Raw genomic sequence first — 18888 nt, 5'->3', positions numbered from 1 at the left:
TCTCCTAGCCCATCGATGGCATCTGCCGCACCCTTTGCACTGGAGGAGCTTGCGTACTGCTGTCTGATACACCATCAATGGCGCCCTCAGTACTACTTAGCCCGTCACTGGCATTTGATCCACTATCACCCAAACCATCGATTGCATCGCTAGCTCCCTTAACCGTCGAAGAGGCCTGTGAACTGCTATCACTGATCCCATCTATTGCACCCTCAGCGCCATTCAGTCCGCTACTAGCGCTTTCGCCACTCCAGCCTAGATCGTCGATGGAATCACTTGCACCTTTGACACTTGATCCTGCTTTGCTACTACTATCAGCGAGGTTATTCAAAACATCCTCAGCAGATTTAATCCCCTGACCTGACTTCACGCCTGACTCCTGTAAGTTATCCAGTTGTTTAGCTGCGACGTCGACTTCTTTTCCATCAACGGAAATTTTGATAGTAATGCTTCCATCTGTTGCCATCTAATCCACCTCCTCACTCACAGTGCCTTTTAACGCATACGCCTTTTGCAATTTACGCATTTCCTCTTTGTACTTACCTGAGTCACCTTTAGATGGCTTCCATGCCCGTATCTGCACAATGCGTTGCATGATGGTATTGGACGGCAACCCGTTAAGCAACGCCTTAAATTCGAGCCAATGCATACGCCCCTGACGCTCGTACAGATTGATGTTGTAAGCCTGCAAAAAAGACGCAAAGAGATACTCTGCGTCCTGCTCTACACTGATATACTGTTGCCTGTCTTCGTCATCTTCCTCAGGGCTTGGCATTGGGTTACCTTCACGGTCATAAATGATGGGTTTCTCGTCTGCTATGGCAATGTATTCTTTGTAAACGTGATTCCACAGCTCTGTTTTATCTCCAAATGCTTGCGGCAACTCTTGATCATCGAACAAATAACCTAACGCTACATCTACCTTTTCATAATCCCTTAAAGACGTGTCTTCAAGCACATCAAAAACGTCTAAGACATTATCAAAAGCTAGGTCGATCTGATACTCGGTTTCGTTAAATAAAAAAGAGGTGATCAATGGGTCATTTAACCGCATCTAATCACCTATTTCTTTTTAGCTTTTTTATTTAGGTATTCTTTTTTCTTCGCTTCAACCTTCTCGGCTCTAACAGTTTCTTGTGATTCGATTCGTTCCGCAATTGCTACTCCAACGGCTTCAAGCGAATCTTCTAACGCCATCATGTCAGGATACTTTTTGTAAATCTCTTTAAAATGCCCGTCACCAAAAATAATATCGTATTGTGCTGCGATAAACTCTTTATTAACGTCTAACGCTTGATCGACTGCCTCTTCATCGACCGTTTCGAGGTCATCCGGGAAATGAATATGCTTTGCTTTTTCTTGCGCTTCTTTTAATTTATCCTGTGCAATTTCCTTGACGTTCAGAAACCGACGTAGATTCTCCAGTGAGCTATCGAACCATAATTCAATCTCGCCGATTTTCACTGGAAAACCCGTTCGTTTAACCTCGATTTCAATGCCTGTCATGCTTACCACTCCTTATATAAAAGGGGCATTGCGCCCCTTTACTCAACTTCGATATTTGCCCCGCTTGTCATTGGGTTGACGGAAACAACCTCGGGGCTTACTGCTCCCCCGATCCACCGCCGTTGCTACCATCAAGCTTTGTAACCTCAGGGAGTTGATCATACGTGATGGTACAGCCAAATGCCTCGTACGCACTCGCTTCACCTGATCCTGCGACAATGGCCGAAACTGTTGCTCTACCGAGATACTGCTCTTTGCCATCTGCACGTGTAACTCGATGCCATAACTTACGTCCTTGACCGAGCTTAAAGCGCTTTTGAGCAATTAGCTCTTGGGCTTCGTCTTCTGGATCATATGTCCCTTCCACTGAATAACCTAGCGCTACAGAGATAACATCCGTTTCCGGCGTTCCATCCCCATCATAGTAGGCCTGATCCTCAGTTTCTTCGTTGCTGTCATCAGAAATGTCAGAGATCCATCTAGATAATTCCAACCATTCTGATGTCTCCGGCTCTGCACCTGGTACATATTCTTGCACTTCATGCTTACGCAATGCGTTTTTCAATCTACCATTCTTTACACTCTCCTTGTTATAAGTGGTTACTTTCGCTTGCACATTCAATAAAAAAACAAACCATCCTTGATCATCCGCTTGGTTGATAAATGGTTTGTTCGTCATTACTAGCTCGTCAAAATCAAAGCTACCGTCTGAACTTTCGATGTGACTCACTTGTTCTAGTGCGTTCTGTACAATCCATAAAGTGCTATGGATAAGGCCCGGAACCTTAGATTTCATGGCAAACTCATAATTCAGTTGCTGGTCTTTTGTCCCGTCAAAGTACTCAGTTACGACACTCGACCCCGGAATCGGATAAACAACAAATGATTCGCTCTCTTTGAGGTAACCTGGCTCACAACGAACAGGTAGGTTGGGGATGCTGTTAACCTGATCGACTAAGCGCTCTAATAAATCCACTTACCATCCTGCCCCCTTCTGGAATGCGTTCACCCAATCCTTGATAAAGATTCGTTTGGCTTTAATATCCCAACGAGGACCCGTACCCGGAGTGGTGTAGTTATACATTGGCTCGTAAAATTTACGCCTGGCGTATGGGGTGTGCCAACTTACTGATTTGCCGTCAATGCCAAGTGAGCCAGTATTACGTAAGATACTTTGATCCATCGGCACAAATTGGTTCATATCTGCTAACGCCTGATTGCTCATCGCATATTGCCCTTGCTGTACGTTTTGTTGGCTCAACTTCTTCTTAGGACCATCCAATTTAATATCAACACTAACCATTTAGATCACTTCCAATTCGTAGGAATACAGCACCTTGTCGTAAGCCTCATAAATGGGAATGACTTTTGTGATTGTGTAGTTTATACCATCGAATCGAATAATGGATTGAGTCTTAAATTGTGGCAAAGGTGATGTGATTCCTTCGTAACAAAAAACGATACCATTATAGAGCAATTGCTTCCCGCTTGAGTTAGATGAATATTCAGCCCCTCGATCAATGCGAGCACTCTTTACAATGACTGGTTCCTCATATTCCGCCCCATTCCAACCATCACGAATAAACTTGTGATACTCAAATTGGTCAATACAAAAGTCAGCAGGCGGCTTAGGCATCACCATACACTCACCGCCGCATTGAGTAATCCTGTACCTTCAAGGTAGATATAAACATCTTCTGCTATTAGAGACTTTGTTTCATTTTCTCCGGAAGAATTATAACGACTAGCGTTAGATACACTCGTACGACCAGCGCTAAACTGTTGTGGGGCGTTGTTAATCTCCTCATAGGTTGACGATCCTAACACATGAAAATACTCAATCTGACTAGCCAATCCCGCCTTAAACTTATTTACGCGCCAGCTATTATCGGCTTTGATGTCAACATGATCATAAAAGTGACTCGTGACGTTATCTAAGATTGCAGACGCTTTAGGCAACAGTGATTTAAACTCATCCTCGCCAATATCCTTACTTGTAAGTTCTTCGAACTCCTCATACGTCAAATATGGCATTCTTAATCACCTTCTTCGCCGGGTTCCTCAGGCTCTTCTTGTGGATCGGTAAGCGTTAAGGTATGCGTGTCTGTATGGGAACCATCTTCTGTAGTGACAGTAGTTGTATATTCACCAGCAGGCGTATCCGCTGTCCATGACACACGGCCTCCACCACTTACTGACAAACCCTCTGCATCTGGACTAACTGAATACGTCACAGCTTTGTTTGTTGCGTCGGATGGGTTAACCGTAGCGCTAACTTGTCTACTGCCCTCTTCGCCTGTCTCAGCGCTTGATGAACGTGGGGTTAGGCTAACACCCTCAACCTCAATTGGAAGCGTGGTAAAAGCAGGTATGTCCACTGGCTCGGACTCCTTGTCGCCTTCTATTCTCACAACCTTGTATTCTCCACTTTCAATATTCGTGTTTGGATCAACACCTGTGATTTCAAGAGGCTTCCTCCTCTGTTACCACGGTATCGCCTTGATAGATTCTAAACGGCATCCAACCCCTCCTTTAATTAAGTTAAATTGATGACTGCCCCGTCAGTCCTAGGCGTGACATTCTCAATACCGGGGTTTGTTACTCCCCCGTTTCACCGTCCTCGTCACCATCATTCCCGCCATCTTCACCCTCAGGTACAATGCGAACAATCTTCGACTCATCAACGAGAGCAACGGAATAATGTTGATCTGCGTTAAATTTCGTCAACTTATGGTCCATATCTCGACCTGTTTCAGCAAGTAATCCACGCTTTGTATAGGTACGTAAAGCCCCTGATTTCACCGCAAAACCTTTGCCGTCTTCGATCTTCATAGACCGCACAATCTCCCAACCTAGTAACTCACCAAACGCACCTGTCATTAGGATGCGATCACCTAGCTCAGATGCACGAGTCCAATCAAGTGCTGCTTCTTTTCGTAGTTTGGCAGCGTCCTTATAAGACAAGAATAAAACGCCTCTTGTGTCCACATCCTCAAAGTTATCAGGAGCGTCTACGAAGGCGTTTTCTAATGTATCGATAAGGTCTAAGTCAACGGCATGAGATACCGACAACGTTGCTGTCAAAGCTGTTTCGACAATATCATTATCAATCTTTGAAGCAATCGCCATACGAATTTGACGTTGCGCCTCTCCTACCGGATCACCATAACCGGATAGCACCGACTCATCCGTCAGCTTAACCCCTTGGCCTGCTTTTTTGATCGTGTACTGTTCAGTGTCAGTTTCGAGTTTTTCATAATTAATCGCTTCACCCTCTGCCACCACTTCTGCATCCCCAATGTATTTGTATTTAGGAACTGTAATTGTCGATCCCGGCTGTCCTTCAAGTGTGTTGTCTACTGGTGCGATTGCGCTAAACTTAATCGCTTTTGGCAACTGCGCCGAGATCATAGCTGCCATGACCTCAGGGTCAATCAAATTCTGTAGTCTTGTTAAATCTGCCATGTTCATCATCCTTTATTAATTTTTAGTAAGTGCTTCGAATTGAGCAGGGTTATTAGCTTTTAAGTCTGCTAGCTCTTGATAAGTCATTTTGTCTAAACTCTTCGTCTGATCCGTTCCGCCGTTTGGATTACCTGGAGTAACAATTTTAGGCGCGGGTTTTCCAGTGTCTTCTTGCTCGAATAAATACGACTCACTCTCTTTTAATGATTTGACTTGATCGTCAAGTCCTTTCAAAGTGTCGCCATCGAGTTTAATTGTGTCCATATCCAGTAACGCTTTTAACGCCTTGCTATTCTTGACCTTTGCGCTATTAAGCGCATTTTCTAGCTTGTGATCAAAAGCCTGTTGATTAAGCTGAGTCTCGTACTCGGTCTTCGTGGCTTCATTTTGCTTTTTCAACTGATCGATTTGAGTTGTTAGCTCCTCGTTACCCTTAGCCTTTTCACCAAGCTCCTTTAGTTGATTGTCACGTTCTTTGATTTGACCTTTGTAATCGTTAATCTGTGTTTCAAGCGATTCAACACTCTCAGCTTTATCTTTGTACTCGTTCAACGACTTCCCGTGCTCGCCCATCACCTTGTCAATTTGCTCATCCGTTAACCCTAATTCTTTCAAAAACTCACGCTTCATATATTAATCACTCCTTGGTTACGATTTTTTACGTAGTTACGTCTACGACCAGCCTTGTTCTTTAACGCCTGCAAGTGCTAAAAAGGCGCATAAAAATAGCACATAGCTTAATAAGCTAAGTGCTTTGCTAGTCTTTCTTATACTCGTTTAGTAACGTCTCTAACGGCGTATATACTCTTTCCCTTCGATAGTTTCGTCTCAAGTATTCTCCATTCGTCTCTAAATGATCTCGCATTGCCTTCTGGCGTTTACGTATCATTTGACGCCAGTGATTCGCACTACTATTTCCTAGTTCCTCAGCTACCATGAGATTCTTTTTATATTTTACGATTTCACGCTCAATACGTCGCTGCTTGTCTCTTGCCTTAGCCAATCGTTCGTTTAGTTCGTCGTTATCAAAGCTTGGTTGATTATTTGTATTCACCCCAGGTATAAACGGTATGTGATTATGACGGCAATTCACACCTCTGTGACCTCCCGCACTACCGTAGCTTGCGCCCCAATAGATATCGTAAATTGATCGATATTCACTATCAGAAGGCAACTGCTCAGGAAACCTTAAATCCACTACATTCCCTTGTATGGTTGAACATGCATCTCTTGCACCCGCGTGACTAGTAACCACCACAGTGTGTACACCATATTCACTCATACGTTCTTTCCTTACCTTGTCATAACTATTAGCAAGCGTTGAACGTAAAACCGTACGAGTGTAGCCCTCTAGACTCCACCTATGGCCACCTCGGTCAACCATACCTGAACCAATACCCTTCAGTGCTAGCTCAATTATGGCTTTCTCTAAAGAATCTTCGAATGAATACAATCCTGTACTTAACAAGGCTACGGTTCGATTGAGGACTCCTTGATAAGAACGTTGAGCCTGGCTTAATCCGTGATATGTTGTTATTAATGTTTGATTAACGAGGTTATCAATTTCACTCCAAGATTGTTCATAGTACCCCCTCATCACATCATCTAAGTGTGTAGGCATTGCTCTTGTAGCGTAAGGCATTGCCTTGTCTATATCATCCACCATTCGTTTGCCCGCTTCTTCAAACATGTTCCGTATCTCTGACTCTGCGACCCCAGTTACTTGTTGGAGTTGTTTTGTCACCTCATTATTAAAAAGGTGTAACTCCTGTAATTTTTGTGCTTGCCACTGAGTAATGTCATTCGATCCGTTATTTAACCGTTTAGCAATTATTCGAATGATTTCACCCTCAAGGCTGTTATAAAGCTCGGACATATTACTTGCCCATAAATCAAGTTGGTGGGGCGTTATCATTCTTCATCACCGAACATATGCTTTGCCGCTCTATCTGATATGTGAACCGGATCAACCTCTAATTGCTCGTTTCGAATCTCTTCTAGCCACTGTTCAGCCGTCTCTTTTGGTAAATCAAATACTCGTTGAATGACCTCTACGGTGGGAATAAAGCCAAATGTCTTAGCTTGACCGTAAAACCTAAGAAGCTGTGTTTTGTCTTGGAATATTCCATCATCAAAATCAACTCCAATGTGTTCAAAGGTTGGTATTTCGCCAGTAAATAATTCCGATGCTTTAGCCAATTCCAACGTGGATACAATCAATCCTTTGATAAACTTCTCAACCTCATTGACGTGATTATTCCTCGTACGGTACGTCAGGCTATTTTCGCTCACGATTTCAGTAGCTGTTTTGACTGAGTTTCCATCAAACGAAAATGTGCCTACAGATAGTTGCAGTTGCATCTCTAATGTCTTGAGCGATTGATTAATAGCGCTAGTGTACTGTTCCGTTCGAATGTCATTTGTTACGTCCTTAATCATTTCTTCATCATTTGACGCTCGCAAACTCTTAAAAACGTTTGTATCTGGGTCAAATATCGGCTTAGGTGGAATCCCATCCTCTGTAGGCATCGTACTAAGCATAAAATCACTCACAAACACCGTTCTTTGCCCCATTCTTACTTCCCAGTTGAATTGATCCCACGTATCATTGATCTGCTTAAGTGTCGGCTTACAGTTGTCAGTTATACCTAACCCTAGTGGACTGTGAGGGTTGATGTTGTTAAAACCAGCAGGCTTCAAATAGTTGAAGTTAGGACGACTAAATTCATGCAAATACGTTTCTTCTTGTAAATCCTCATACAAATCAGTTAATGGTACTCGCTTCCCTATCCTGCCTTTGTCCTCAGAGACATACAGCTCATTCGTGATCACATATGTTTGTTGCTCCCACTCATGAAATTCTAGTAGCGTGTAAAACATTTCTTTGCCGTCCACGATCTGCATTGTCGTAAACTTCATGACTCCCTCGCTGATACCGCCACTATTTGACCTCAGAGGGTAAAAAGCATTTGATAGCGCCCAAGAGAACTCAATCTCACTTGTATCGCCATTGATATAAGGCCGAACAGTAAGACCGCCAGTAGCAAACATCGGATCTAAATAGCGCATGAGATTTTTCTTAAAATCGTTATGCTCGAACACATGTTGAATAAAATCATTGGCTGATTTGTATGTGTTTCGTCCTGCATCGTCAGCATCGTCCGACACAACGACCTCACATTGCTCATTAAACACGAGTCCAGATAGTAACTCTGAGGTGAGCTTTGTCATGTTAAGAGTCATGTAGTCCCTTTTCAAAAGATCTCCGTTAGAATTCACATACTCTACCTTCGGATAATTGCCTTTGTACTCTCGAAAGTTACGCTCAATCCGCTCTAACTCAGCAGGATCTATGTTTATCTTAGGATGATCGTTAATCGTCTGTAGCGTCTGTCCTGTCACTGCATAACCTCCTCTCTTAAACCAACTTTTGATACGCTCGATGATTTGCAAACTGTCACCTCCTATGTCTTTAATCGCAAGTCTCTGGCATTGGAAACACAAAAGTATTGAAAATCATCGCATGTATGGTCATCCTCTTTAACCACTTCCGGATTTTCCTTATCTTGCGTCCCGTCTTTTTTCAATTTCCACATATATTTTTTATGCTCTTCAATAAACACATCGTTGCTGTCACAATACTGCAATCCTGTTGGATACGGGTTTTTGAGATAATAAACGACCTTGCGCTAACAGGTCGTGTACATAATCCACCATATCTACTTTTTTTAGCTTATTTACAGGTATCCAATGTTGCCCGAAGTCTTTGAGGTACTGATTTCTGAGTGCTGCTTCTGCGCTATCAATGGTTCGCTTTTGAATCCTTGCGCCTTTATATGGTGTTAGTGCAGACATCTTCTTGATAAACGTATTGATGTCCTTAGACAACTCGCTCGGTGCTTTTTTATTTACTCGTCCTGCTGGGCTGTAGTAATAACCGTTAAGCCGAATTACTTTGCCTTTTGCAGTGAGTCCATAACAACCGCATGAAGTGGCTGAAACGCTATGTCCAGTGTCCATTGAGTAATAGAGGGATATAACTCTGTCATCATCTGGCAATTGGTCTAGTGGCTTAAACAGGCTCATATTGTAAACGTTAGTTCCAAGACCAACTGGCTCACCTAGATACAAATATCGGTAATAATCAAAGTCATTTCGCTTAATACGGTCAATGTCCTGTAACATCTGCTCAGTCACAAACCCTAGCTCATCGTCTTTGTAACTCGAATCATGTACTAACCAACCATCCTCGCCAACTAATTTATCCGACCACTCGTTGATCCAACTGTACGGGTTACGAGGTGGGTTATAGGACCAGAAGAATCTCACGGTATCCGCCAACGGATGCTTTTGCCGCATGAACGTTGTATTCGTCTGATCAAACTCCTCAGCGCTGTTGAACTCCGCTGCTTCCTCATACCAAACGGCTACAATGTTGCCAATGTCGTTTGATTTAAGCTTTTGAAAATCATCTTGGCCATAGAAATAGATTGTCGATCCAGTAGGCTTGTGCATGAGCTTAAACGGTGCTACTGTCGATTGAAATTCTCCTTGAAGATCGAACTTTTCAAGCGCCCATTGCATTTTTAGGTATACGGAATCCCTAATCGTACTTGCTACCTTTCGGATGACAACAAGATTTGCCTTTTCACCTTTTGACAGATACTGCAACATTAAATAAACAAGTAGCATGGCAATAACAGACGACTTAAACGAGTTACGACCACCGCGCAATACATTGTATGAGGTTTTTGTGGTCCATACTGGCTTAAAGTGTGGGTTAACTTCCTGCTGTATATCAATTGTAGGCTTAGTCATCATTACCCCACCTGTCTACAATGTGGATCGTTGGAGGATCGCTAGTGTTGCCCTCGTTTTCTAACTTGCTCGTTTCTGCTTTGGTCTTAGCAATCACCGATTTCATCTTCTCTGCTTCCAGCAACCTATGATCATCCTCATGAGCCATCTCACCAAATTGCTTTAACATGCTTCTTAGCTCACCCATTGCTCGACTTTGAGAATTTAAAAAGCTCGCCTGTTTATCCCAAGCGAACTGTATCTCATATTCGATTTTGTCACCAAAATTTGTTGATTCCTCTTTTTTTAACTCTTTAGTGACGTCTTCTTTTCCTTCAACAAACATGATTTGCTGTGCTCTCATTATTGATGCAAACTGTAATTTAATGTTCGCCCAAATAATATCGACTGGCTGTATGTCATCTATGCTATCGAATATTTCTAGTGTTTCCTCAGGTAGATATTTAGCAAACAATCCATGCGTGCGAGCATTACCATTTCTAGCAGGCGCTCCGTAACCCATTGCATTCTTGTTACCTTGTTGCGCCCCTCTCTTTTTTGTGTGCACACCTTTTGTTGAGGGTGCACCCTTTTCCCGAGTCCAGCCGTGGCGCTTCTTCCAGCTCTTAACAGTGTTGAGGGAGACGCCGTGTTTGTCAGCAATGTCTTTATATTTCATACCTTGCACATAGTCTTTTTCTGCCTGTTCGTGTTTGTCCAGCATCTACATAATCACCCACCCCCGACGAATTCGTTTGTTTTGTGGCATTAAAAAAGCACCCGAGTGGGTGCTAGTGTTCATACTTTATGTTTAGTTATGTCGCCCGGCAAAATGCCCACAACGTGATCCGCGTACAGTGTTAAATAGTTAATGTTGTCAACATTGCCGTTGTAATAGATAGATACATCACTTAGATAAATTGCAGTATCTACAGGTTCTTCGTTCTCGCCCAATCGCATTTCATAAAATGTTTCTACATAAGACGGTAATGCATAGTTTTCCTTTTTATAATCTAAAATTTCATCTCCTTCATCATCTTTTATTGTTCCTATGATTTCGTATTTCATTATTTTCCCAACAACATGCCCTATGTTTGTAATAAACGTCAGGTATCCCTTTTCTTCTTGATTGCCATTAACCTCAGCAATTAGTCTTGCGGCAACGCTATGAGCTTTTATATTTTTAACTTTGTGGCTCATTTGAAACCTCCTAATAATTTAATTTTTCTACAGTGAAATGAGTAAGACCCTCCGGCATGATCGTGTTCAAAGTTCCGTCATTCCCTTTGACTACAAAAATAGCAGAATTAGAGGTTCTAAAATTTCTCATAACGTGAAGTCTTGCTTCTTCTTCGTTTTTTTCTTCGACGGTCACAGAAGTCAATGTCTGATTAACATTCATAAATTTGATTAAATAATTCCCCATAAGATCCCCCTATACTTTGGTCTATCTACAAGTTTCGGCAAAAGTATATAATCCTGCTATAATATACCTATTATTTATAAAGGAGTTTTACATATGAGTATTGTTAAATCTATCTTGATTTCACTTTTTACGCTTTTAGTTTTTATTTTGGCGTTCAATCTACTTAACCCATTATTAGGCAACTTGCTTAGTTAAAAAGCCACAACGACCAACCTCGTCATGGCTTAATTAAGAATGGCTCTCATATATAGGTGGCGGGCGTACGACAAAATAAGTATTATTAACTTCTATAGACTTGTTTATAATTCCTTCCATGATAATAAAATAATCTCAGGACTTGCATGTTGACGAATATTCACGCATACAATATACTGATCTTAAGTGATCAGGCCCATGTTCCGTACGCGGACTGGGCTATTTTTATTGGGGGTAATTTTTTGAAACCTTTCAAGACGCCGAGACAGCAACTCGTTATACTTAGAGATCGTGGTTTAGAAATTAACAACGGCTCTAAAGCAATGAGAGCTCTAGAAAGAGAAACATATTATGGTCTCATTAACGGGTATAAAGGGCTGTTCTTAAAAAGAATTAACGGAAAATTAAAAGATCCAGAGGAGTACATAACCGGAACTCAATTTGAAGAAATATATAACCTCTATTCTTTTGACAGAGAACTAAGACATTTGTTTATAGAGTACATACTCCTGTTCGAAAGTAATATTAAATCAAAAATATCCTATCGCTTCACGGAGCAATATAAGGAACCACATGCGTACTTAGTGATGAAGAATTATAGTAGTGACCCTAAGCTTTTAAAAGATGTTCTAGGAACAATCGCTACGATTTCAAATACAATCTCTTCACGTAGTAAACAGGGTGGAAGAAGTCCAATAAAACATTATTTGGATAAGCACAAAAGCGTACCTTTATGGGTATTAATCCATTATATGACACTAGGAAATGTCAACTTTTTTTTATAAATGCTTAGTACCTTCACTAAAAAACAAAATTGCTACCGACATCGCTGTAGATTATAAAAGGGAATACGATGAGAATCACAAAATTCCTTCGGAAACTGTTGAAGGTCTTTTCAAAATCATTAATATCTTTAGGAATGTTTGCGCACACGAAGAAAGAATGTACAATCAAGTGGTTCAAAAAACCCCTAAAAACAAAATTGTAACCATGATAATAAATGTACCTAATTCACAGTTAGAAAGTGGTCGGGTGTTTACTCTACTTTGCTATTTAAAACTTGTTCTTACAAAAAAACAACATAAGGATTTGGTTCGGAAGTTATCAATTTTATTCGCAAAATATCAAAGAGACAAATTTTTTACTGTACCATTTGAAGATATACAAAGAGAAATGGGATTCCCTGTAGATTGGAAAAAATATTTTTAAAAGTGCTGAATGTAGCACTTTTTTATTTTTGTGAGCTATCCCGCATAAGAGAATAGGCTCGTAGCAATTTGGTTTTCGACTTTAGCGCTAGCTCGATCTAAATGTTTTTGCACCGTACTTTTTCCAACACCCAAATATTGTGCCGCCTGATCCAACGAGAGCAACTCTGCCTTGACCATTACATAAACCTCACGCTCTCTAGCCGTAAGCATAGATAAAGCGTCATCAATACGAAAATGGTCAGCCTGGCTAATTTGTTTGTCCTCTGACATGTTATGCCGTAATCGCTCTAATGCGCTAGGCTCCATGTAAATTGTGCGTTGGTGTACGGATCGTCGCTCAATGTCTCGCTTTGCACCTGGTCGCTACTCGTCTCCATCCATTCAATCGCATACTCCAAGTCACGGATCATCCCGCCAATGATCTCATGTTCGTTTTTCTCCGCCTTTAGCTGCGTCCACTCTGCTTCCGTCTCCATAGGTTTACGTTGCAATGCCTCCCGATACTTGACCAACTCTTTACGCTTTTGCTTGTACTCGATCAATAAGTCCAACATCGAACCCGCCCCTTTGCTCTTATTTGCTACGTAATGCGCCGCCTTTGCCTCTTACAAACGTTTGCTTATTTTGCCCCATCAGATACTTCAGCGTTTCTTCTGACAGGTTTTCCTTTTGTTTTATTGACTTCAGTTTCACCTGTACTTTCTTCATGTTTACCTCCTTAAATACAAAAAGAGGACGCCAAGGGTTACGGATAAACCGCAAACCTTAACGTCCTCCAGTGGGCTGGTAGAACTATGCTAAATTCATTATTAATGTGAGTATTGCAATAAGAACTCCGATTGACTGTAGAATTATTTTTAGATTAGTTTCACTGTCCTTGTTAGTAATTATCGTAAAAAATGTTGTTAATATCGACCTGATGAACACTCCTATTGGAAAGATAAGAATAATATAAATTATAAAAATAACCCATTGAGGTATTAAAAACTCCGATCCACTTAAAAAAATAAAAAAGTAACAAAAATAATAAAAGTGGATAAAAACCACATCCTAAATCACTCAACGTATTTTTATCTAGGTTCTCTATTTTGTTTAATATTCTTGTTATTTCAACAGAAAAACCGATCAAAGCAATTATCATTCCTATAACGCCTACTACCTGATAAGTTAATCCGTCTAAATTATAAATTAAAGCAGACACTATTAAAAATGCAATTATTAACCCAAAACCATCTAGATTACTTTTAAAATCTTTGTCCAAGCTTATAATTTAGCCTCCTCAATCAAGCTTTACTCATTATTAATCATCAAAGTTATGAAAAATCCTATGTGAATTAAAGTAATCTTTGCTTTTTTCATTAAAATGTTCAACTTTATTACCTATTAGTTCTTTAATTGTTAATTTCATTGGAGGTGTAATGTCTTTTGTAGATTTGTTATTCTCAATAATCAATCCTTCCTTCACCCCAATAAGCCCTCTTTCAAATAGTTCGTCACAACCAAATTTACACACAGGGATTATTATATTATTAATATCGAGTTTTTCCATCTTATTACATTCAGACCTTTTCTTGACATGAGCAGCAACTAGAAATCCTACCAAATATTCTTTGTTACATAAAGCACAGTTTTCTGAAGTCTTCCCTCCCAAAAGATATTCCCTAAGAGTTGGTTGCTCAGCTCTTTGCTTAACAATTACATCTTTCTCTAGTTCTTCTAACTCATCCAATTTCTTAATTGTTTGTTCAAAACTTTTGATGGGTATTACTTGTTTACTTGATTTGTAATCAATAAACTCTATAACCCGATTACTTTTCACCTTATCTAAAACCATTATGCCTTGTATTGTATTATTTTTTTTATAACCAATTACTATATTAAGATCTTCAACTTCTATATTTACATTTTTAACATCATCAATTAGATATATATATTCCCAAACTTTACCTGCCTTATCAGTACCCCATAATGCCTCAGCTAATTCTTTATTATGAAAAGTCATCGACACATGTCCCACTGAAAATATCTTGCCTTTAGAACTAAAAAGAACTAGATCACCTGCGTTAATTTTCTTCCATTTTTTCTCATTAACTTTATCTTCTCCGGGACTCACACCCCAAATCGGAACTTTACTTTCTTTATATCTATTTTTTATCGCTTGAAGCAAGTCATCATCTTTAACGTTAGTTTTAATAAAATCTAATGTATCAGCAGTGTTTATTGTTCTTTCATAATTACTTGTTGCATCTCTATTACCAGCAGGCTGTAAAATTACGTTCATAATGCACCCCTTTAAAATCTACTCCCTCATCAAACCGCACCCGCTTTACCTTCCCCATATGCGTAACAACCTTTGTCTCGCCATGCTCTGGTAACTCAGTCAGACGTGCTCGACCATCTGACACAACCACCACAAACGGCTTACTGTGGTTCTTTGTATCTATGTTAATACTACCAGTTTCGACATTTACTTCCAAGTTTTTCATGCGCATTTCTAGCACCCCTTTTTCAATAATAAAGACACCACTGCCCCTATATGGACCGTGATGCCTGCGGTTCTTCCGTAAGGCTAGTTATTCAATTACTATCTCTCTCCGCCGTGTTATCTCCGTAATCTCCACAATGTCTGTGTATTCCTCGTACCGTAACTTCTGATAAAACTCTACCTCAACGTCTCTAACGTCCGTTGCTTCTGTCACTATGTTTAGCTTTCTAAACCTTCGATCTTTGCCCGCCCAGACAACTACCCAAAATTGGTATACGGAATTTAAAGCCACCAACTCCATTTAACCCCACTTTCATAGGTATATTTGACTGGGTATATTCTTATATAATGTCTTGTTTCCTTGTTACAAATCTATTAAGACTTAAATCTCGCTCTGCCCGTTGATTCTCACTCGCTCTTGCCGATTAACATCAAACACTGCTCCGTCTCTCCAAATAACCTCGTCTACTCCGTGTGGCTTAGGTGTCACCGTTGTCATCACGCCACCTTTTATAATCAACACCGCATCTTTGCTCAAATCAATCTCCGCCGTTTTACTCAATGCGACCCCTCCCGTGTATGTGGTATACTCTCAGTGGGTACAGACTCCGCAAGGGGTCTTTTTTTTATCTTTTTTCCAGTAACTCAAACACTCGTTGATTAACCTTGTCCTGCTCAATCTCCTCACGGATCACCTTACGCTGCCACTTGATCTGCTCACTCTTCGTCATTGTTTTCATTCCGATTCCTCCAATGGTTTCAATTTACAAGCACAAACCTCGCAAATTCTTATGGAATATGGAGTCTCACCTTTATTTGCAGATCCATATAAATATCTATATTTGTCACCTTTATTGATCTCCTCCATGCAATCATCGCAATGATAATATTTACGGGCTGTGCGCTCTTCGTCTCTAATAATCACTGCACGATCTCCTTAACTCGAACCTCAGCTCTAGGCTCATCGCTGTACCACTTACGTACCGTCAAATCGACAACTTGCTTGTCATCCTGCCAAATGATGCCTGACAGCCCGTCCTTGATGCCCTTGACGTAATTGTCCACGTCAGGCTTGGTAATCGGTCTGAGCTTGCCTTCAATTGCAAGTGCACGCTTGTATTTTGCTAGGCTTTTTGGAATCTGCCTGTATATATCAACCACTAACTCTAGCTGTCCGTCTAACAACTTATCTGTCTGTGTTGAGATGCTGCCAACTTGACGTATTGCTTATAATCTCGCTTTTTAGAGGATCGTACATCCTTACATTGCTCTATGATCCCGCCCTGCTCTCGGTCTGCCTTGTGCCACTGGTTCGCCGTAGATGGTGAAGGAGATCTCTTGCACTGGTTTAGAATCCAACTGGTCGAACAAAGTCATGCAATCCCTCCCCTGTCTCGTGTATCCACTCAACATCACCTACAAAACGCTCATTAAGTGGATTTGGATACGCATTGTAATAAACCACCGTCTTAATTTCTGCAGCTATGATGAGCTTGCGACACTGCCAGCATGGCTCATGTGATACAAATAGCGTCGCCCCTCTTGCCTTGCTACCTGCCTTGATGATTGCCGATGCCTCCGCATGTACGGTGTTGATGCAATGACCGTCTACGTGGCAGTCGGTGTTGTTGCACTCATTTATTGGATTATTCTTCCCTGTGCTTAATATTCGGTTATCTTTAATTAGTGCTGCTGTAACTTCTAGTTTCTTGCAACGTTCCAACTTCTTTTCTCCTCTCAATCTCCTCGCCCACTGCTTCCACAATCGCCTTTTGTGTCTCAATATAGTGTACGTCTGGCTGATCCGTAATCATGTGGGATCCAATGCGGTTTTGAGCGTCTTGCGCTAACAAAAACAAATGTGACTCTGATAATTGGTGTAAACGTGATACGATGTAGCTACTCACTTTTAATCACCTCGTTCTTACGATAAGAAAAGAACAGCTCTTCAACAGGCTGATCATAATAGTCAGCGATTAGCACCATTCGATCAGGTGATGGCAAGCGTTTCCCGTGTTCATAACTCGCAAGCGTGTTTTCATGTATGCCTATCATCATTGCAGCACTTTCCAAAGTACGATTGTCGATGTCTCGTAGCTCAATCAGTCGTTCGCCAACTCGCTTACGATCGATCACACCGCCCGCCTCCCGTTTACGTGACGTTGAAATTTAGCTTTCAGAGTTTGGTAGTTTTGGATGCGCTCTTTCTCACGTTGCTCTTGCACCTCTCGGGGACAGGCAATGCATCCGTCTGCTCGCACCCCGTAGCTTAATTGCGTGTATACGATTCCTGAGCCGTTACATACGTTGCACATTTAATCACCCATCCTATGATTGAGTTTCATTCGGTCACCCTTAATCACAACCGTGTAATCCTTCGACATTTCATAGAGTCTTGAAGCCAACGCCTCGTCAACATCAAACAATCCGTCTACATCCCATTCGGATGAAACAAGCACGGGTTTGTGGTTGAGGTAGCGATAATTCACAACGGCCTGCATCTGTTCAATCTGCCATTCCGTAGCTCTCGGGACCTTTATTCGCTCGCCGTTATGCCATTTGCTTACTGGCTTGAACAGATCGTCGATAAACAGCACATCCACGGTCTGCATTCGATTAATTTTTGCTTCGAGCTTTTCAAAGTCATCACGCAAGTTATTGAATCCCTCAACAAAGGGGAAGTAATGCACTTGAGCATAGCGTTGGCGCTCTTTGTCGTACTCTTTAGGATCTGGAATCTTGGTACGCATAAGGTAGTTGGCAACGGCTGTAAGCAGATGCGTTTTCCCTGCTCCTGAGCTTCCAAGAAGCTGAATGCTATTGCAACGTTCTTTGTAAATGTCTTTGAAATCCTTAAAGTAAGTCACCGCGCATTCGTATGCATGTTGTACGATCTCTGGCTTGTCCTCCGTTTGAAACGTTTTAAAGTCTGCCTTGCGAAAGGAGTCAGTAATTTCACTGGTTCGAATATTGTTCGCTAAGGCTCGTTGTTCTCGACACGGACATTTAACATAAACCTCAATGCCGTTGCGATCCTCTAACCATCCGAGCTTGTCCTGACATTCATTGCATTTAGGCTCTCTTTCTATTAATCCATCCTGTTTGTCCGCCAATGACGGATTCTTTTGAACCTCGTTTGCTTTCGCTTTGATTTGCTCGATGACTGCTGCTATACCTCCACTTGGCTTCACCTCTTTTGCCTGACTCTTCGCAAGGGATTCTTCATGTCTGCTCTCGATATATTTCATGCAGTATTTAAAGCTCTTGATAGCACCGTTAGGATCACGCTCCCGATATTCTTCAAAACATTGGTCAAGCCATTTGATTGTTTGCGGTAACGGTATACCACGGGCGACAACCTGGGCGATGGCATCGTAATCAGTAATGCTCGGGTAAATCTCTTTGCCTTCCTGTGCGGTTCTTAAATCTGCATATCGTTCAGCTATTTTATCCACGTCATGATTTGAATTTGTTTCGTGCGTATTAGTAACAACAACAGAATCATTCTTACTACATTCTTTAACATTCTTATTATTGTTCCGTTCCTGTTCCGTCACTGTTCCATCACTGTTCCGTAGCTGTTCCATTTCGTGTTTCTTGTAGTTCTCCAACCCTTGATACTTCTCGTAATTGATCACTGTAAAGAGTGTTCCATTTTCGAGTGTTTTCATGATTATTTTCTCTTCATTTTCAAGTGATTTAAGCTTCCTCTGAATCGTTGTTAAAGGGTACTGTTTTATTGCATTTCCTTTGCCTTCTCGATAAGTTAAGTCTTCTCTCAACTTCCGTAATGAACGAAGGTA

The 18888-nt window shown here is 41.2% G+C and carries 30 protein-coding genes and 1 pseudogene; 2 read left to right on the top strand and 29 right to left on the bottom strand.

What is annotated here, in order from left to right; genetic code table 11:
* Positions 1–4: 4 nt before the first annotated feature.
* From JCM19038_RS16235 to JCM19038_RS16155, 17 genes are all read right to left on the bottom strand, one after another.
* Complete coding sequence (locus JCM19038_RS16235; RefSeq protein ID WP_152549482.1) at positions 5–370, bottom strand: hypothetical protein; 366 nt, start codon at positions 368–370, stop codon at positions 5–7.
* Positions 371–466: 96 nt separating this feature from the next.
* Positions 467–1054, bottom strand: a complete 588-nt coding sequence (locus JCM19038_RS16230) for a bacteriophage Gp15 family protein (protein ID WP_042420036.1) — start codon at positions 1052–1054, stop codon at positions 467–469.
* Between the two features lie 8 nt (positions 1055–1062).
* Positions 1063–1506, bottom strand: coding sequence for a hypothetical protein (locus JCM19038_RS16225; RefSeq protein ID WP_042420034.1), 444 nt, complete (start codon positions 1504–1506; stop codon positions 1063–1065).
* A gap of 97 nt (positions 1507–1603) precedes the next feature.
* Complete coding sequence (locus tag JCM19038_RS23920) at positions 1604–2482, bottom strand: phage tail tube protein (RefSeq protein ID WP_238554469.1); 879 nt, start codon at positions 2480–2482, stop codon at positions 1604–1606.
* Positions 2483–2809, bottom strand: coding sequence for a minor capsid protein (locus JCM19038_RS16210; protein WP_042420032.1), 327 nt, complete (start codon positions 2807–2809; stop codon positions 2483–2485).
* On the bottom strand, positions 2810–3148 hold the full coding sequence (locus tag JCM19038_RS16205; protein ID WP_042420029.1) for a putative minor capsid protein: 339 nt from the start codon (positions 3146–3148) through the stop codon (positions 2810–2812).
* Positions 3142–3540, bottom strand: coding sequence for a hypothetical protein (locus JCM19038_RS16200; protein WP_042420026.1), 399 nt, complete (start codon positions 3538–3540; stop codon positions 3142–3144). Before JCM19038_RS16200 ends, JCM19038_RS16205 begins: the two co-directional genes overlap by 7 nt.
* A gap of 2 nt (positions 3541–3542) precedes the next feature.
* On the bottom strand, positions 3543–3884 hold the full coding sequence (locus tag JCM19038_RS22015) for a putative Ig domain-containing protein (RefSeq protein WP_202963061.1): 342 nt from the start codon (positions 3882–3884) through the stop codon (positions 3543–3545).
* Between the two features lie 220 nt (positions 3885–4104).
* A complete protein-coding gene (locus JCM19038_RS16190; protein WP_042420023.1) occupies positions 4105–4971 on the bottom strand; it encodes a N4-gp56 family major capsid protein in 867 nt (288 codons plus the stop codon).
* 15 nt (positions 4972–4986) lie between these two features.
* A complete protein-coding gene (locus JCM19038_RS16185) occupies positions 4987–5601 on the bottom strand; it encodes a phage scaffolding protein (RefSeq protein WP_042420020.1) in 615 nt (204 codons plus the stop codon).
* Positions 5602–5728: 127 nt separating this feature from the next.
* Complete coding sequence (locus tag JCM19038_RS16180; RefSeq protein ID WP_042420017.1) at positions 5729–6886, bottom strand: phage minor capsid protein; 1158 nt, start codon at positions 6884–6886, stop codon at positions 5729–5731.
* Positions 6883–8373, bottom strand: coding sequence for a phage portal protein (locus tag JCM19038_RS16175; protein ID WP_052361838.1), 1491 nt, complete (start codon positions 8371–8373; stop codon positions 6883–6885). The genes JCM19038_RS16180 and JCM19038_RS16175 overlap by 4 nt, the downstream gene beginning before the upstream one ends.
* A gap of 62 nt (positions 8374–8435) precedes the next feature.
* Entirely contained in the window at positions 8436–8567 is a 132-nt protein-coding gene (locus JCM19038_RS24600) for a hypothetical protein (RefSeq protein WP_255343393.1), read from the bottom strand.
* Positions 8568–8604: 37 nt separating this feature from the next.
* Positions 8605–9789 carry a PBSX family phage terminase large subunit gene (locus JCM19038_RS16170; protein WP_238554467.1) on the bottom strand — a complete coding sequence of 395 codons (1185 nt, stop codon included), beginning with the start codon at positions 9787–9789 and terminating at the stop codon, positions 8605–8607.
* On the bottom strand, positions 9782–10492 hold the full coding sequence (terS, locus tag JCM19038_RS16165; protein ID WP_042420012.1) for a phage terminase small subunit: 711 nt from the start codon (positions 10490–10492) through the stop codon (positions 9782–9784). Before terS ends, JCM19038_RS16170 begins: the two co-directional genes overlap by 8 nt.
* A gap of 74 nt (positions 10493–10566) precedes the next feature.
* Positions 10567–10968, bottom strand: a complete 402-nt coding sequence (locus JCM19038_RS16160; protein WP_042420010.1) for a hypothetical protein — start codon at positions 10966–10968, stop codon at positions 10567–10569.
* A 10-nt stretch (positions 10969–10978) separates the two neighbouring features.
* On the bottom strand, positions 10979–11194 hold the full coding sequence (locus tag JCM19038_RS16155) for a hypothetical protein (protein WP_042420008.1): 216 nt from the start codon (positions 11192–11194) through the stop codon (positions 10979–10981).
* Positions 11195–11631: 437 nt separating this feature from the next.
* Between JCM19038_RS16155 and JCM19038_RS24595 the strand changes: the two genes are divergently transcribed.
* Together JCM19038_RS24595 and JCM19038_RS24590 are read left to right on the top strand one after the other, a co-directional pair.
* Positions 11632–12174 carry an Abi family protein gene (locus JCM19038_RS24595; RefSeq protein ID WP_202963060.1) on the top strand — a complete coding sequence of 181 codons (543 nt, stop codon included), beginning with the start codon at positions 11632–11634 and terminating at the stop codon, positions 12172–12174.
* Complete coding sequence (locus tag JCM19038_RS24590) at positions 12155–12598, top strand: Abi family protein (RefSeq protein WP_052361820.1); 444 nt, start codon at positions 12155–12157, stop codon at positions 12596–12598. Before JCM19038_RS24595 ends, JCM19038_RS24590 begins: the two co-directional genes overlap by 20 nt.
* A gap of 35 nt (positions 12599–12633) precedes the next feature.
* On the opposite strand, the gene JCM19038_RS21190 is transcribed toward JCM19038_RS24590, so the two are convergent.
* The 12 genes and pseudogenes from JCM19038_RS21190 to JCM19038_RS25590 all read right to left on the bottom strand — a co-directional run bounded on the left by JCM19038_RS21190 (position 12634) and on the right by JCM19038_RS25590 (position 18246).
* On the bottom strand, positions 12634–12906 hold the full coding sequence (locus tag JCM19038_RS21190) for a sigma factor-like helix-turn-helix DNA-binding protein (RefSeq protein ID WP_081831862.1): 273 nt from the start codon (positions 12904–12906) through the stop codon (positions 12634–12636).
* Positions 12888–13154, bottom strand: coding sequence for a hypothetical protein (locus JCM19038_RS21185; RefSeq protein WP_052361817.1), 267 nt, complete (start codon positions 13152–13154; stop codon positions 12888–12890). Before JCM19038_RS21185 ends, JCM19038_RS21190 begins: the two co-directional genes overlap by 19 nt.
* A 19-nt stretch (positions 13155–13173) precedes the next feature.
* A complete protein-coding gene (locus JCM19038_RS24585; RefSeq protein WP_255343392.1) occupies positions 13174–13308 on the bottom strand; it encodes a hypothetical protein in 135 nt (44 codons plus the stop codon).
* Positions 13309–13480: 172 nt separating this feature from the next.
* Complete coding sequence (locus JCM19038_RS16140; RefSeq protein WP_042420005.1) at positions 13481–13861, bottom strand: hypothetical protein; 381 nt, start codon at positions 13859–13861, stop codon at positions 13481–13483.
* Between the two features lie 39 nt (positions 13862–13900).
* Positions 13901–14881: a hypothetical protein gene (locus tag JCM19038_RS16135; protein WP_052361816.1), complete on the bottom strand. Its 981-nt coding sequence runs from the start codon at positions 14879–14881 to the stop codon at positions 13901–13903.
* Positions 14853–15092, bottom strand: a complete 240-nt coding sequence (locus JCM19038_RS16130) for an XtrA/YqaO family protein (protein ID WP_042420002.1) — start codon at positions 15090–15092, stop codon at positions 14853–14855. The genes JCM19038_RS16135 and JCM19038_RS16130 overlap by 29 nt, the downstream gene beginning before the upstream one ends.
* A gap of 375 nt (positions 15093–15467) precedes the next feature.
* Entirely contained in the window at positions 15468–15647 is a 180-nt protein-coding gene (locus tag JCM19038_RS16120; RefSeq protein ID WP_042419995.1) for a hypothetical protein, read from the bottom strand.
* 359 nt (positions 15648–16006) lie between these two features.
* Positions 16007–16462, bottom strand: a pseudogene (locus JCM19038_RS25595) (RusA family crossover junction endodeoxyribonuclease).
* On the bottom strand, positions 16434–16808 hold the full coding sequence (locus JCM19038_RS16105; protein ID WP_052361815.1) for a deaminase: 375 nt from the start codon (positions 16806–16808) through the stop codon (positions 16434–16436). Before JCM19038_RS16105 ends, JCM19038_RS25595 begins: the two are co-directional and overlap by 29 nt.
* A complete protein-coding gene (locus JCM19038_RS22980) occupies positions 16765–16992 on the bottom strand; it encodes a hypothetical protein (protein ID WP_052361814.1) in 228 nt (75 codons plus the stop codon). The genes JCM19038_RS16105 and JCM19038_RS22980 overlap by 44 nt, the downstream gene beginning before the upstream one ends.
* Entirely contained in the window at positions 16985–17221 is a 237-nt protein-coding gene (locus JCM19038_RS16100) for a helix-turn-helix transcriptional regulator (RefSeq protein ID WP_042419985.1), read from the bottom strand. The genes JCM19038_RS22980 and JCM19038_RS16100 overlap by 8 nt, the downstream gene beginning before the upstream one ends.
* 179 nt (positions 17222–17400) lie before the next feature.
* A complete protein-coding gene (locus tag JCM19038_RS25590; RefSeq protein ID WP_373903225.1) occupies positions 17401–18246 on the bottom strand; it encodes a DnaA ATPase domain-containing protein in 846 nt (281 codons plus the stop codon).
* Positions 18247–18888 lie beyond the last annotated feature (642 nt).

The organism is Geomicrobium sp. JCM 19038 (assembly GCF_000698125.1).
Classification (GTDB): domain Bacteria; phylum Bacillota; class Bacilli; order Bacillales; family Marinococcaceae; genus Geomicrobium_A.
This window is presented reverse-complemented; position numbering and strand designations above follow the sequence as displayed.